Annotated in this window: 15 protein-coding genes; 8 read left to right on the top strand and 7 right to left on the bottom strand. The window is 57.0% G+C overall.

The features are described from left to right. Nucleotides 1-4: 4 nt before the first annotated feature. From AC2FLE_RS16575 to AC2FLE_RS16555, 5 genes are read left to right on the top strand one after another with little or no spacing between them, the layout of a single operon-like run. Nucleotides 5-475, top strand: a complete 471-nt coding sequence (locus AC2FLE_RS16575; RefSeq protein ID WP_496698413.1) for an HPr kinase/phosphorylase — start codon at nucleotides 5-7, stop codon at nucleotides 473-475. Beyond that, the gene (rapZ, locus tag AC2FLE_RS16570; RefSeq protein WP_496698411.1) at nucleotides 472-1353 is read left to right on the top strand and encodes an RNase adapter RapZ; all 882 of its coding nucleotides are present in this window, start codon (nucleotides 472-474) and stop codon (nucleotides 1351-1353) included. The genes AC2FLE_RS16575 and rapZ overlap by 4 nt, the downstream gene beginning before the upstream one ends. Then, nucleotides 1350-1763: a PTS sugar transporter subunit IIA gene (locus tag AC2FLE_RS16565; RefSeq protein WP_142639275.1), complete on the top strand. Its 414-nt coding sequence runs from the start codon at nucleotides 1350-1352 to the stop codon at nucleotides 1761-1763. The genes rapZ and AC2FLE_RS16565 overlap by 4 nt, the downstream gene beginning before the upstream one ends. Continuing rightward, nucleotides 1760-2029 (top strand): HPr family phosphocarrier protein, encoded by a 270-nt coding sequence (locus AC2FLE_RS16560; protein WP_142639277.1) that lies wholly within the window; start codon nucleotides 1760-1762, stop codon nucleotides 2027-2029. Before AC2FLE_RS16565 ends, AC2FLE_RS16560 begins: the two co-directional genes overlap by 4 nt. 39 nt (nucleotides 2030-2068) lie before the next feature. Further along, complete coding sequence (locus AC2FLE_RS16555) at nucleotides 2069-2968, top strand: lysophospholipid acyltransferase family protein (protein WP_271951305.1); 900 nt, start codon at nucleotides 2069-2071, stop codon at nucleotides 2966-2968. A gap of 65 nt (nucleotides 2969-3033) precedes the next feature. On the opposite strand, the gene AC2FLE_RS16550 is transcribed toward AC2FLE_RS16555, so the two are convergent. Continuing rightward, nucleotides 3034-3909, bottom strand: a complete 876-nt coding sequence (locus tag AC2FLE_RS16550) for a 3-hydroxybutyryl-CoA dehydrogenase (protein ID WP_496698409.1) — start codon at nucleotides 3907-3909, stop codon at nucleotides 3034-3036. A gap of 162 nt (nucleotides 3910-4071) precedes the next feature. Here AC2FLE_RS16550 and AC2FLE_RS16545 point away from each other — a divergent pair, with 162 nt between their 5' ends. Beyond that, nucleotides 4072-4893, top strand: coding sequence for a DUF6473 family protein (locus AC2FLE_RS16545; protein ID WP_496698407.1), 822 nt, complete (start codon nucleotides 4072-4074; stop codon nucleotides 4891-4893). Between the two features lie 61 nt (nucleotides 4894-4954). Here the strand turns inward: AC2FLE_RS16545 and AC2FLE_RS16540 are convergent, their stop codons facing one another. From AC2FLE_RS16540 to AC2FLE_RS16515, 6 genes are all read right to left on the bottom strand, one after another. After that, nucleotides 4955-5884 (bottom strand): electron transfer flavoprotein subunit alpha/FixB family protein, encoded by a 930-nt coding sequence (locus tag AC2FLE_RS16540; RefSeq protein ID WP_142639283.1) that lies wholly within the window; start codon nucleotides 5882-5884, stop codon nucleotides 4955-4957. Further along, nucleotides 5884-6642 carry an electron transfer flavoprotein subunit beta/FixA family protein gene (locus tag AC2FLE_RS16535; RefSeq protein ID WP_271951297.1) on the bottom strand — a complete coding sequence of 253 codons (759 nt, stop codon included), beginning with the start codon at nucleotides 6640-6642 and terminating at the stop codon, nucleotides 5884-5886. Before AC2FLE_RS16535 ends, AC2FLE_RS16540 begins: the two co-directional genes overlap by 1 nt. Nucleotides 6643-6906: 264 nt before the next feature. Beyond that, nucleotides 6907-7479 (bottom strand): cob(I)yrinic acid a,c-diamide adenosyltransferase, encoded by a 573-nt coding sequence (locus tag AC2FLE_RS16530; RefSeq protein ID WP_281973486.1) that lies wholly within the window; start codon nucleotides 7477-7479, stop codon nucleotides 6907-6909. Next, nucleotides 7480-7683 carry a twin transmembrane helix small protein gene (locus AC2FLE_RS16525; protein WP_142639289.1) on the bottom strand — a complete coding sequence of 68 codons (204 nt, stop codon included), beginning with the start codon at nucleotides 7681-7683 and terminating at the stop codon, nucleotides 7480-7482. Nucleotides 7684-7763: 80 nt separating this feature from the next. Further along, a complete protein-coding gene (locus AC2FLE_RS16520; protein ID WP_271951289.1) occupies nucleotides 7764-8591 on the bottom strand; it encodes an SDR family NAD(P)-dependent oxidoreductase in 828 nt (275 codons plus the stop codon). 67 nt (nucleotides 8592-8658) lie between these two features. After that, a complete protein-coding gene (locus AC2FLE_RS16515; protein WP_246097307.1) occupies nucleotides 8659-9261 on the bottom strand; it encodes an SH3 domain-containing protein in 603 nt (200 codons plus the stop codon). Between the two features lie 201 nt (nucleotides 9262-9462). Between AC2FLE_RS16515 and AC2FLE_RS16510 the strand changes: the two genes are divergently transcribed. Next, on the top strand, nucleotides 9463-11811 hold the full coding sequence (locus tag AC2FLE_RS16510; protein WP_496698403.1) for a DNA topoisomerase IV subunit A: 2349 nt from the start codon (nucleotides 9463-9465) through the stop codon (nucleotides 11809-11811). 95 nt (nucleotides 11812-11906) lie between these two features. Further along, on the top strand, nucleotides 11907-12497 hold the full coding sequence (locus AC2FLE_RS16505) for a hypothetical protein (RefSeq protein WP_281973483.1): 591 nt from the start codon (nucleotides 11907-11909) through the stop codon (nucleotides 12495-12497). The last annotated feature ends 193 nt before the right edge of the window (nucleotides 12498-12690 follow it).

Below are 12690 nucleotides of genomic sequence, written 5' to 3'. Positions count from 1 at the left end.
TGCGGTGAGCACGTCCGCACTCTCCTCTGTTGAACACCATGATACTGCTATCGTTCACGCCTCTTGCGTCGCGGTAGCAGACCGTGCTGTTTTGATTGTGGGGCCTTCGGGCACCGGGAAATCAGCGCTGTCTTTGCAGATGATGGCGTTGGGGGCCGATCTGGTCGCGGACGATCGGGTTCGGTTGTATATGGATGGCAATCTCGCCCTGGCAGAGGCGGCTCCAAATATCGGTGGACTGATCGAGGCAAGAGGTCTTGGCCTGTTGCGGGCAGTCTCTGTTGGGCCGGTGCCAGTTGGCTTTGTGGTGGACATGGCGCAAGAAGAACCCGCGCGCCTGCCAGAACCCCGTTCAATTCTTATCCTGAGGCAAACTGTTCCCTTGCTTCGGGGCGCTGGCGTCTCCAGTTTACCAGCAGCGCTCTTGCTACTGATGAAAAACGGGTGCGCAGACCCGGAATGGCCCAATCAATGACGACCCAAAGACGCATCGTACTTGTCACCGGCCCATCCGGCGCAGGCCGGTCCACCGCAATCCGTGTGTTAGAGGATCTGGGATTCGAGGCCATCGACAACCTTCCCATGGGTCTTTTACTGCGTCTATTAGACGGGCCAAAAACCGACCGTCCCATGGCGCTGGGTATTGATGCACGCAACCGCGATTTTTCCACGATTGGCGTCATCGAATTGCTGGCTAAGCTTCGGTGGATGGAACAGGTTGACCTGACCACGCTTTATCTCGATTGCAGCGATGAAGTCCTTCTGCGCCGGTATTCGGAAACCCGCAGACGTCACCCGGTGTCTGCGGATGCGAGTCCTGAAACCGGAGTGCGCCAGGAAAAAGAGTCGCTGGCCCCAATTCGTGAACTCGCAGATACGTTGATCGACACCACGCCACTGAATGTTCACCAACTGCGCGAAGAGGTTGAGCGCTGGTTTGCACCTCAGGGTGGGCGGCATCTGGCGGTAACCATCGAATCATTTTCCTATAAGCGTGGTTTGCCTCGCGGATTGGATATGGTCTTTGACTGCCGTTTTCTCACCAACCCGTACTGGCGTCCCGAGCTTCGGGCCGAAGATGGTCGCAATTCGGATGTGGCGAGCTATATTCAAACCGACGCGAACTATGCGCCTTTCTTCGAAAGGGTGGTTGACCTGCTGACTTTGTTGTTGCCCGCCTACCGGGCCGAGGGCAAAGCCTACCTGTCCGTGGCCTTTGGCTGTACCGGAGGGCAACACAGATCGGTTGCAATGGCCGAAGCGGTTGCAAAGGCCCTTGCAGAGGGGGGGCAGCAAGTGGCAATTAGGCATCGCGAAATGGAAAGACGATCGTTGAATGTGAGGCCGGATTGATCGGGATCGTACTCGTAGCACATGGTGGGCTGGCCAAAGAATATTTGGCCGCGATGCAGCATGTGGTCGGCAATCAGCCCGGCCTGGCCGCGATCTCGATCGAGGCCGATCATGATCGCGAAGCGAAGCAATCGGAAATCTGTGCGGCCGCCGACAGTGTTGATGTTGGTGACGGTGTTGTCGTCGTGACCGATCTGTTTGGCGGAAGCCCGTCGAATCTCAGCCTGCGTGCCTGCGCGCCGCAGGATCGCCGTATCCTTTACGGCGCAAATCTTCCCATGTTGATAAAACTGGCCAAATCCCGCCACCTGCCGATTGGCGAAGCCGTACGGCAGGCAATGGAAGCTGGACGTAAGTATATCAATGCGCAAAATGTGACGTTTGACGAGAACCGGACAGATAAAGAATGACCACCCGAAGCTTGAAAATTATCAATGAAAAGGGCCTGCATGCCCGCGCCTCGGCCAAGCTGGTCGAGTTGGTAGAAGGGTTCGACGCTCAGGCCGAGGTGTCGAAAGACGGGCTTTCCGCATCCGGTGACAGCATTATGGGTCTTTTGATGTTGGCAGCGTCTCGTGGAACGACTATTGACGTCGAGACGTCCGGACCGGATGCTGAGGCGTTGGCTGATGCGTTGGAGACTCTGGTGAACGACAAGTTCGGAGAAGGTTTCTGACCGCACCCGCCGTGATACGAAGAACGGGATAACCAGGAATTGGCGGAAACAACGCACGAGACCAAGACAGGCCCGGTGGTGGATGGGACCAAGGACCAGGGCGAGATCTATGATCGTAAGACCCTGACCTACGCAAACTCGTTCGACGACCCTTGGACTGCAACAGCGATCCGCACCATTGAATGGTGTACGGGTAAGTTGACCATTTTGGGTATGGTTAACAAGTTCGAGAAGCAGAATGAACAATTCCGCGGCCAACGGTTCTGGGCAGGTGCGCTTAACATAATGGGCATCGACCTGACCACGCCAGAGGAACAGATCGCGCGTATTCCGAAAACGGGGCCCGTGGTCGTCGTAGCCAACCATCCCCATGGCATGGTCGACGGCATGATTCTGGCAGAGCTGATCGGCAGGGTCCGCAGCGACTATCGGATCTTGACCCGTTCGGTTCTGACAGGTTTGGACGAGGCGGCGACGTCGTTCATGATTCCGGTGCCCTTCCCGCACGATCCCGAGGCACAGGCCAAGATGCTTGAGATGCGCGGCAATGCGATGGAGCATCTGAAAAACGGGGGCGTTGTGGCCTTGTTCCCTTCAGGCGTCGTGATGTCTTCGGATGACTGGTTCGGGCCGGTGATCGAGCGTGAGTGGAACGTGTTCACGGCCAAAATGATCCGTCGATCCGGCGCGCAGGTCCTGCCGATCTTTTTCCCTGGCAGGAATTCGCGTGCCTACCAGATCGCCAACAAGCTTTCTGCGATTCTGCGCCAGGGTTTGTTGCTGCACGAGATCGTTCGATCCTGCAACAAACCGCAATCCCCGGTGATCGGAGAACCGATCTCGGATGAGGATATGCAGCTGCTGGAACGAGATCCGCGCGGCTTTATGGCTTGGCTCAGAAAACACACGCTGGGTCTGGGGCAGGCAACCAAGCTCTGAACTGCAATTTCACCTGATCAGGACAATCTCGTGGCTGCGCCCGGATGAATTCCGGGCGGTGGCCTTTACCGGGTCGGCACTGGGGCATCGCCCCGATAGTCATAAAAACCACGCTGCGTTTTACGTCCCAGCCAGCCCGCTTCGACATATTTCGTTAACAGCGGGCAAGGGCGATATTTGGTATCGGCCAATCCATCATGCAGCACGTTCATAATGGCCAAACAAGTGTCTAGGCCGATAAAGTCAGCCAGTTCTAGCGGTCCCATCGGGTGGTTTGCGCCCAATTTCATCGATTGGTCAATCGACTGAACATTCCCCACGCCTTCATACAGGGTGTATACGGCCTCGTTGATCATCGGCATCAGGATGCGGTTGACAATGAAAGCCGGGAAATCTTCGGCGCTGGCGGCGGTTTTGCCCAGGCGGTCTACAACGGCCTTACAGGCAGCAAATGTTGGTTGATCCGTAGCAATGCCCCGGATCAGTTCAACCAGTTGCATCACCGGAACTGGGTTCATGAAGTGAAAACCCATAAAGCGTTCGGGCCGGTCTGTTCGGCTCGCCAGACGTGTGATCGAAATAGATGACGTATTTGACGTCAGGATTGTATGCGGTTGCAGATGTGGCAGCAAACTTTCGAAAATGGCTTGTTTGACGGTCTCACGCTCGGTTGCGGCCTCGATCACCAGGTCAGTCTGGCCCAGCTGTGGCAGCTCCATTGTAGTCGTGATGCGTTTCAGCGCGGATTGCATCTCCTCATCCGAAATTTTTCCGCGCGATGCCTGGCGCGCCATATTTCCTTCAATCGTCGCCATGGCGCTGTTCAGCGCGTCCTGGCTAACGTCGTTCAGCAGAACGTCATATTCCGCCAAAGCCAGTACGTGGGCGATACCATTGCCCATTTGGCCTGCGCCAATCACTCCGACTGATTTTACATCCATTTTTTGATGCCTCTGTGCCACGGGGTAGGATGACACTATCGGCAGATCGGGGCGGGCGGCAAGGGGATCAGACCGTTCGACTTTGCTTCAAATGCGCACATTAGGAGATTCTCAAGACTTGCGGCTGCAAGATGGCATCCGGGTGAAAATTGGGTGAGTGATATGAGCTATCATCAAGCTGGCTCGGGGCGACTCGAGCATGACGTGTGCCAATACGGTGAATCACGATTGTGGTTTCGTGGGCCAATGCGTTCGCTGGAGACGTCATTTGTGGCCTGCGCAGGTGGGACCGAAACATTCGGGCGATTCGTCGAGCAGCCATTCGCGGCAGTTCTCGAAGAGAGGTTGGACAGACGATGCCTGAATTTCGGAAGTCTTTTTTGCGGCGTAGATGCGCTGTGCGATGACACGGAGTTGAGGGGTTTACTGAACCAAGCAGAGCTCTGCTTGGTGCAGCTTAGCGACATATTGGGGCAGTCCAATCGATTCTACCGGGTTCATCCCCGACGCAACGACCGTTTTCTGGCTCCGACAGAGGATCTGAAATCTCTCTATCCCGAGATCGACTTTGCTGATGTCCATTTCGTACATCACCTGATGATTTTGTTGCAGGGCCGCAATGATGCGCGGTTCGAGGTAATCGCAGAAGAGCTGCGACGGAATTGGATCGACCGCATTGGGGGGCTTGTTGAGGCGCTTGAAGCGCCTGTTGTCTTGTTGAATTTGCAGGTCCTGCGTGAGGCAGAAAGTGATCAGCCCAAGCACGGTGCTGATATTCGGATCACGCCACAGATGATCGAGGCCCTGCGCCCTCTCAGCGCCGAGATCGTTGAGGTGACGGTCAGCGTGTCGGGGCAGTCCGATGAGCTTGAAGATATGCTGTTTGGAACACTGCAACAGCCCATGGCGGAACATATGATAGGTCCTGCGGCACACAGGTCGATTGCTGACGCCTTGGTCGGTCCGATCAGAAACCTGCAATGAAAAGGGCCCGCCGATGGCGGGCCCAATGCAAGATTCTTCGTGGAAAAGTCTAGCCCGTTGATCAGCCGAGTTTCTCGGTCAGTTCCGGAACGGCCTGGAACAGGTCGGCGACCAGACCGTAATCGGCAACCTGGAAGATCGGCGCTTCTTCGTCTTTGTTGATCGCCACGATGATTTTCGAGTCTTTCATACCTGCCAGATGCTGAATCGCACCCGAGATGCCGACAGCGACATACAGATCCGGGGCAACAACCTTGCCGGTCTGACCCACCTGCCAATCGTTCGGAGCATAGCCCGAGTCGACTGCGGCGCGCGATGCGCCAACTGCGGCCCCCAGCTTGTCAGCGAGACCTTCGATCAGCTTGAAGTCCTCTTCAGAACCGACACCACGGCCACCCGACACAACAACGCCAGCCGAAGTCAGCTCGGGGCGGTCGCTTGTAGCTACCTTGTCTTCGACCCAGGACGATAGGCCGGGGTTCTCGCCGACCGAGATGGTCTCAACGGCTGCCGAGCCATCTTCGCCCGCAGCATCAAAACTTGCGGTTCGGAAAGTGACGACTTTTTTGGCGTCCACAGATTTGACGGTCTGGATCGCGTTGCCCGCATAGATTGGGCGTTCGAAGGTCGAGCCGTCGACGACACCGGACGCGTCCGAGATGACCATGACGTCCAGCAGCGCGGCAACGCGCGGCATAACGTTCTTGGCATCGGTGGTGGCGGGGGCAACGATGTGCTCATAACCATCAGCAAGACCTACGATCAGCGCAGCAGTGGATTCTGCCAGGCGATGGCCCAGCGATTCGTCCTCGGCGACCAGAACCTTTGAGACGCCGGTGATCTTGGCGGCAGCTTCACCGGCAGCAGCAGCGGAACCGCCTGCGGCCAGAACGGTTACATCACCCAGTGCCTTTGCTGCGTTTACAGCTTTGGCGGTTGCGTCCAGCGCCAGTTCACCATTGTTGACTTCGGCGAGAAGAAGAACAGCCATTACACAGCCCCCGCTTCTTTGAGTTTCGCGACAAGCTCGTCTACCGAGCCGACGATGATGCCAGCGGCACGTGCCTGTGGTTCTTCGGTTTTGACGACTTCCAGGCGCGGCGAGACGTCGACGCCGTAATCAGCGGCGGTTTTCTCGTCCAGCGGCTTTTTCTTCGCCTTCATGATATTGGGCAGCGACGCGTAACGGGGCTCGTTCAGGCGCAGGTCCACGGTCACGATTGTCGGCATTTTGACGCTGATGGTTTGCATGCCACCATCGACTTCGCGAGTGATCTTTGCGCTGTCGCCGTCGATGTCGATGTCGGACGCAAAGGTGCCTTGTGACCAGCCCAAAAGTGCTGACAACATCTGACCAGTTGCATTCATGTCGTTGTCGATAGACTGCTTGCCGCAAAGAACGATACCGGGCTGCTCTTCCTCGACCACTTTGGCCAGGATCTTGGCAACGGCCAGGGGTTCGATGTCCTGGTGGACATCATCTGCAGCAATGACCAGGATGGCACGGTCCGCGCCCATGGCCAGCGCAGTGCGCAGTGTTTCCTGGGCTTGTTTTACGCCGATAGAAACAACGACGACTTCGTCTGCCTTGCCGGCTTCTTTCAGACGGATTGCCTCTTCGACAGAAATTTCGTCGAACGGGTTCATCGACATTTTGACATTGGCGAGATCGACACCGCTGCCATCCGCTTTGACGCGAACTTTAACGTTATAGTCAATCACGCGTTTGACAGGCACGAGTACCTTCATTTTGCGCTAGCTCCTCACAAAAAACGGCAAGCCGCGTCGCGACTCCACCAATGTTCATGAGGGCTTGAATAGCGATTCAATTCAGGCGGCAACAGGGCAAAATCGTCACGTCATCTGCAACGGACGTCGCGTTTTGCTATTTTTGACGTGACCAAGCACCACACACCCACCCAAAAGGCAGGAAGCTATCGGTTTGCGCCCGCCCGTCGGACCGGGGCTTCGCCCTTCCGGTCGCCGCCGCGTCCACTGGACGCAACGCCGCTTTCAGCGGTTCGCGCCCGGAACCCACAGAACATCTTCGGTTCCGTTTTCATTGGCACAACGGGCTGCGACGAAGAACCAGTCGCTCAGACGGTTCAGGTACTTGACTGCGGTTTCGTTGACCGGCTCCATGTTGGTCAGCTCAACCGCAAGCCGTTCGGCCCGGCGAGATACGGTTCGACATACATGCAGATGTGCCGCAAGACGCGAGCCACCGGGCAGGATGAAACTGCGCAGCGGTTCCAAGGCTTCGTTCATCGCGTCGATTTCAACCTCGAGCCGGTCAATCTGCGAGGGCACGATGCGCAGAGGCGGATAGTCTGCTTCGGCATCCTTTTCCATATCGGGACGACAGAAATCTGCGCCCAGATCAAACAGGTCATTCTGAATGCGCGCGAGTGCAGCTTCGACATCCCCATCTGCCTCGGTCCGGGCGACGCCGACAAAGGCGTTCAACTCGTCCACGGTGCCATAAGCGGTCACGCGGCCCGAGTATTTGGCGACGCGTTCGCCATTGCCGAGTGCGGTTTTGCCATCATCACCGGTGCGGGTGTAAATCTTGTTCAATACGACCATTTACTGACCTCCCTGACCGCGCAGCCAGACGTAAAGCACGATCAGAATCACGGCGATGAACTGAAACAGGATACGCAGGCGCATATACTTGTTGCTTTTCAGTGCCGCGTCCCTGCCGCTTTTGCCGAAATTCGAGATGCCAAGCGCCAATACGACGACAACCGCCGCCATGGCCAAAAGCAAAATGACCATCATTAGGTCCATGAGTACACCGTCCGCGTTTCTGTTTGCCTAGGGCTATCATCTAGCCCCGTGCGTGCCAAAAGCGAACGGGTTATTTCGCCTCAGACCCCTGCAAGGATGCGGTCAATCGCACGTGTCGACAGGATGCGGCGCAAACAACCGGCGATAAATGTAGGTGTTGTCACATAGTATCGGGGGCGCGGGCGCTTGGATTCTACGGCGTGGGCCAGCTTGGTCGTAACCGCTGATGCGGGCAGTTCAAACCGATCCGGCCCCGACGATTCATACAGTCTTTTCAACAAAGAGGACTCATAACGCTCGCGCAGGGCCGAGTTTTGCCAGTTGATGAACCGCTCGAAGAACGGGATTGAGTTTTCGCGGATTTTAGATGTGATCGGGCCGGGTTCGATCAAAATGACCTTGATCCCCGTATCAGCCAGTTCCAGGCGCAGTGTATCCGTCAGCCCTTCGATTGCATATTTCGTGGCCACATAGGCGCCGCGCCACGGATAGGCCACCAGACCCAGCACCGAAGAGTTCTGAACGATTCGCCCGTGTCCTTGACTGCGCATAATCGGGATGACCTGCCTGGTCAGTTCGTGCCAGCCAAAGAAGTTCGCCTCGAAAATCTGACGCAGGCCTTCGGTCGGCAGGTCCTCGACCGCGCCGGGCAGGCCATGTGCGCCATTGTTGAACAGCGCGTCCAGGGTGCCTCCGGTGGCCTCCAACACTTCGTTCAAACCCGAGGATATGCTGGCCGTGTCGGTATAATCAATGCGCGGGCTTTCAAACCCCTGCGCCCGCAACCGGTCGCAATCGCGCTGTTGTTTGCACGAGGCAAACACGCGCCAACCCCGCGCGCGCATCCCATGCGCCGCATCCAGTCCGATGCCCGATGAGCAGCCAGTAATTAAAATGGTCTTCTGCATGATTTTCCCGATTCTGAACCAGCCCAAGCTAGGGTGCACAGAGTATGGGAACAATCATTGCTCCACGTCAGTCTGGTGTTTTTCTGACCAAAGAGGTCGAAATCCACCCCACCTGTTGCTGCGGCAACACGCGCAGTCGCAACCATCCGGTGCCCGAGTCACTTAGCACCTCGACCTTCTGGCCGATGCGCGCTTTGCCAACAATCGGGTAGATCGTTCCAGGGCCGTCACGCATGTTCACGCGGGTCCCGGAGATTTCCCGGATATCTTTCCTGGGTTCAGGCTGGGCGGCGGGTTCAGGCTGCACGTCCTTGGTGATTTGCTTCAGGCCAGTCACACCGTCTTCCAGAGACGCAAGCGTGATGCTGGCAGTCTGATCGTCAAACACCGAAAGCGCGTTGAAAGTGTCCAGACTGGCGGGTTCTGCGACAATCGCTGCGACTGCTGGCTGGGGATCAATCGGGCGCTCGCGCACGACCGGCGAGCGCATAGCGACATTTGTCACAAGCTCTTTTGCCGGAGACGGTGCTACGGTTTTGGGGGCCGCTTTCGAGGCGACTCGCACAGGCTGTTCCGATCGCACACCGCGCGGCTCGAAATTAGGCCCGCCACTCATGACGTAAAAGCACCAGCCAAGTGCAGCGAAACTCATTACAATCAGGCGCGTCATGGCGCATCCCCCGGTCGATCAATCAAAACAAAAAAAGGCAGCAGACTAATGTCAGACATCCTAGCATAATTCGCGACCCAAGTCGAAAAACGGGGGAAATCGGGGGGTTGCCTCCCCCTGTTGCAAAAAGCGCCACTTGTCCCCAGTAAAATATGTCTTGCTTGCTTTACCCGCGCGCCCTTGCGTCGTATCACATCATCTATGAATGATACGATCGACGACCCCAATATGGTGGCCCCCGAAAACGGGGGCGAAGTAGCCGAACCGCTGCGCCGCGCGATTGGTGAACGTTATCTGACCTATGCGCTGTCCACCATCATGCACCGGGCCTTGCCCGATGCACGGGATGGTTTGAAGCCGGTGCATCGGCGAATCCTCTATGCGATGCGCGAACTGCGACTGAGCGCGACGGGTGGCTTCCGTAAATCGGCGAAGATCTCTGGTGACGTGATGGGCAACTATCACCCGCACGGCGATGCCGCGATTTATGACGCGATGGCGCGTTTGGCGCAGGATTTTAATGTGCGCTATCCGCTGGTCGACGGGCAGGGGAATTTCGGCAATATCGACGGCGATAACCCGGCGGCCTCTCGTTATACCGAGGCTCGGATGACCATCGTGGCCGAGGCTCTGCTTGAGGGTCTGAACGAGGATGCTGTCGATTTCCGTGACAACTATGACGGCACGCTGACCGAACCGGTGGTTCTGCCCGCGCAATTTCCGAATCTGCTGGCCAATGGTTCCAGCGGTATTGCGGTGGGCATGGCGACGAATATCCCGCCACATAACATCTCGGAACTGTGTGACGCCTGTTTGCATCTGATCAAGACGCCGGATGCGCGCGACGATACGCTTCTGAACTACGTGCCCGGACCGGATTTCCCAACCGGTGGCGTAATCGTTGAACCGCCTGCGAATATCGCGCAGGCCTATCGCACCGGGCGCGGGTCATTCCGCCTGCGCTGTAAGTTCGAGGTCGAGGATCTGGGCCGCGGTCAGTGGCAGATCGTCGTCACCGAAATTCCCTATCAGGTTCAGAAATCGAAGCTGATCGAAAAGATCGCCGAGCTGATTCAGACCAAGAAAATCCCGATCCTTGGCGACGTTCGTGACGAATCCGCAGATGACATTCGCCTGATCCTTGAGCCGCGTTCCAAGAACGTGGACCCCGAGGTGCTGATGGGCATGCTTTATCGTAACTCAGACCTTGAGGTGCGGTTCAGCCTGAACATGAACGTGCTGATCGACGGGGTGACGCCCAAAGTCTGCTCGATGAAAGAAGTGCTTCGTGCCTTCCTTGATCATCGGCAAGAGGTTCTGCTGCGCCGGTCGCGCCACCGTCTGGGCAAGATCGACCATCGGCTGGAGGTGTTGGAGGGCTTTATCATTGCCTTCCTGAATCTTGACCGCGTGATCGACATTATCCGCTATGACGATGACCCCAAGGCTGCGCTGATGCGCGAAGACTGGGGCATCGACCATGTCCGCGCCACCAATGAGGCCGACTATGTCTCGCCCAAACCGGGCGAGGGCGAGCTGTCCGAGGTCCAGGTCGACGCAATTCTCAACATGCGTCTGCGCAGCTTGCGCCGTCTGGAAGAGATGGAGCTGGTTCGCGAACGCGATGAGCTGATGTTGGAACGTGCCAATCTCGAAGATCTGCTAGCCGACGAAAGCCTGCAATGGGCCAGCATCGCCGAGCAACTGAAAGAGACCAAGAAAACCTTCGGCAAGGACTATGAGGGCGGAGCGCGGCGCACCCAGTTTGCCGAAGCCGGTCAGGTCGAAGAGGTCCCGCTTGAGGCGATGATCGACCGCGAACCGATCACGGTTGTCTGCTCTCAGATGGGCTGGATTCGCGCCATGACCGGCCATATCGACCTGAACCGCGAGTTGAAATTCAAGGATGGCGATGGGCCACGGTTTATCTTCCATGCGGAAACCACCGATCGGCTGCTGATCTTTGCCTCGAACGGTCGATTCTATACCATCAGTGCCGCGAATCTGCCCGGCGGTCGGGGTATGGGCGAGCCGCTGCGCCTGATGGTCGACCTGCCGAATGAGGCGCAGATAATCGACATCCTGATCCACAAACCGGGGCGCAAGCTGCTGGTGGCCTCGGATGCGGGTAACGGCTTCACCGTGCCCGAGGATGACGTGCTGGCACAGACCCGAAACGGCAAACAGGTGCTGAACGTCAAAGGCGACGAAACAGCGATTATCTGTAAGGCGATCGAAGGTGACCACGTTGCAGTGGTTTCTCAGAACGGCAAGTTTCTGGTCTTCCCGACCGAGGAACTGCCTGAAATGACCCGCGGCAAGGGCGTTCGCCTGCAGAAATACAATATGGCGCGCGGGCGGCAGGGGACGCTGGAATTGGACGGCGGGCTGTCAGATATCACCACCTTCAACTGGGAAGAGGGCCTGAAATGGTCCATGGGTGGCGACAAGACCCGGCACGAGGCAGATCTTTCGCAATGGCTGGCCAAGCGTGCCAGCGTCGGGAAAAAGCCGCCATACGGCTTCCCGCGTGATTTTAAATTCTCCTGATCAGGCCCGGTCACAGAGGATTTATGCCGATACGGCTTGGCACAAGCCGTATCGGTGCGTTAGATCAAAGAAAAACAGGCCTATCGAGACGAGATATGTTGCGCATTTTGACACTGATCACCGGATTGGCCCTGATGGGCGCCTGCACCCAAACGCAGGTTTACGAAGAGCCTGAGTCGCTGGGCGAATTCAAGTTGCGGGTAAACTATGCCTTTGCCGATAAGGCGGTGCAGGGGCCGGTAAGCCGGGATGCGACGCCCGACGAATGGACTGCTGCCATTCAAAACGCGTTGGACATCCGCCTTGGGCGCTATACGGGCGCTCAGGAATACGACATCGGCATCAGCCTCGAGGGCTACATGCTGGCCCCTCCCGGAATTCCGGTGATCTACAACCCCAAGAGCACTGCGATTGTTCTGGTCAACGTTTATGACGTGAACAAGAAAGAGTTTCTTGCCAAAGGTAAGCAATTCCAGGTGCTGGAAGACACAACCGGCGGCAGTGCCCTGAAAGGGTCGGGTCATGAACGGACGAAACAAGAGCAAATGAGCGGGCTGGCTCTGAAAGTTGCGGACCGAGTCGAAGAATGGTTGGCCGAGGAACATTTGGAAAACGGTTGGTTCGACCGGCGTCCCGAACTGATCCAGCCACTCGATTCAGGTGAAGCAACGCAAAATCCGGCTTAAAGAACGGCATTTCCCGCAGGATGTGCTTGATTTTCTCCTTTGAACCCAATATCTCGCGCGCGCAGATGTAACCACGGGACCAAGGGTCCCCCAAAGCACAAAAGGGCGCCTGAGGAATGGCAAAGGAAAAGTTTGAGCGTAATAAGCCGCACGTCAACATTGGCACGATTGGGCACGTTGACCACGGCAAGAC

Source organism: Ruegeria sp. CDSA077, assembly GCF_059612265.1.
Note: the sequence above shows the minus strand (reverse complement) of the source record. Positions and strands in the feature narration are given on the sequence as shown.

Excerpts from the sequence above, each read along its gene's own strand:
- AC2FLE_RS16560 (WP_142639277.1), top strand. The coding sequence starts at position 1,760 with ATGACCACCCGAAGCTTGAAAATTATCAATGAAAAGGGCCTGCATGCC.
- rapZ (WP_496698411.1), top strand. The coding sequence starts at position 472 with ATGACGACCCAAAGACGCATCGTACTTGTCACCGGCCCATCCGGCGCA.
- AC2FLE_RS16535 (WP_271951297.1), bottom strand. The coding sequence starts at position 6,642 with ATGAAGGTACTCGTGCCTGTCAAACGCGTGATTGACTATAACGTTAAA.
- AC2FLE_RS16525 (WP_142639289.1), bottom strand. The coding sequence starts at position 7,683 with ATGGACCTAATGATGGTCATTTTGCTTTTGGCCATGGCGGCGGTTGTC.
- AC2FLE_RS16545 (WP_496698407.1), top strand. The coding sequence starts at position 4,072 with ATGAGCTATCATCAAGCTGGCTCGGGGCGACTCGAGCATGACGTGTGC.
- AC2FLE_RS16530 (WP_281973486.1), bottom strand. The coding sequence starts at position 7,479 with ATGGTCGTATTGAACAAGATTTACACCCGCACCGGTGATGATGGCAAA.
- AC2FLE_RS16550 (WP_496698409.1), bottom strand. The coding sequence starts at position 3,909 with ATGGATGTAAAATCAGTCGGAGTGATTGGCGCAGGCCAAATGGGCAAT.
- AC2FLE_RS16520 (WP_271951289.1), bottom strand. The coding sequence starts at position 8,591 with ATGCAGAAGACCATTTTAATTACTGGCTGCTCATCGGGCATCGGACTG.
- AC2FLE_RS16540 (WP_142639283.1), bottom strand. The coding sequence starts at position 5,884 with ATGGCTGTTCTTCTTCTCGCCGAAGTCAACAATGGTGAACTGGCGCTG.
- AC2FLE_RS16510 (WP_496698403.1), top strand. The coding sequence starts at position 9,463 with ATGAATGATACGATCGACGACCCCAATATGGTGGCCCCCGAAAACGGG.
- AC2FLE_RS16505 (WP_281973483.1), top strand. The coding sequence starts at position 11,907 with ATGTTGCGCATTTTGACACTGATCACCGGATTGGCCCTGATGGGCGCC.
- AC2FLE_RS16515 (WP_246097307.1), bottom strand. The coding sequence starts at position 9,261 with ATGACGCGCCTGATTGTAATGAGTTTCGCTGCACTTGGCTGGTGCTTT.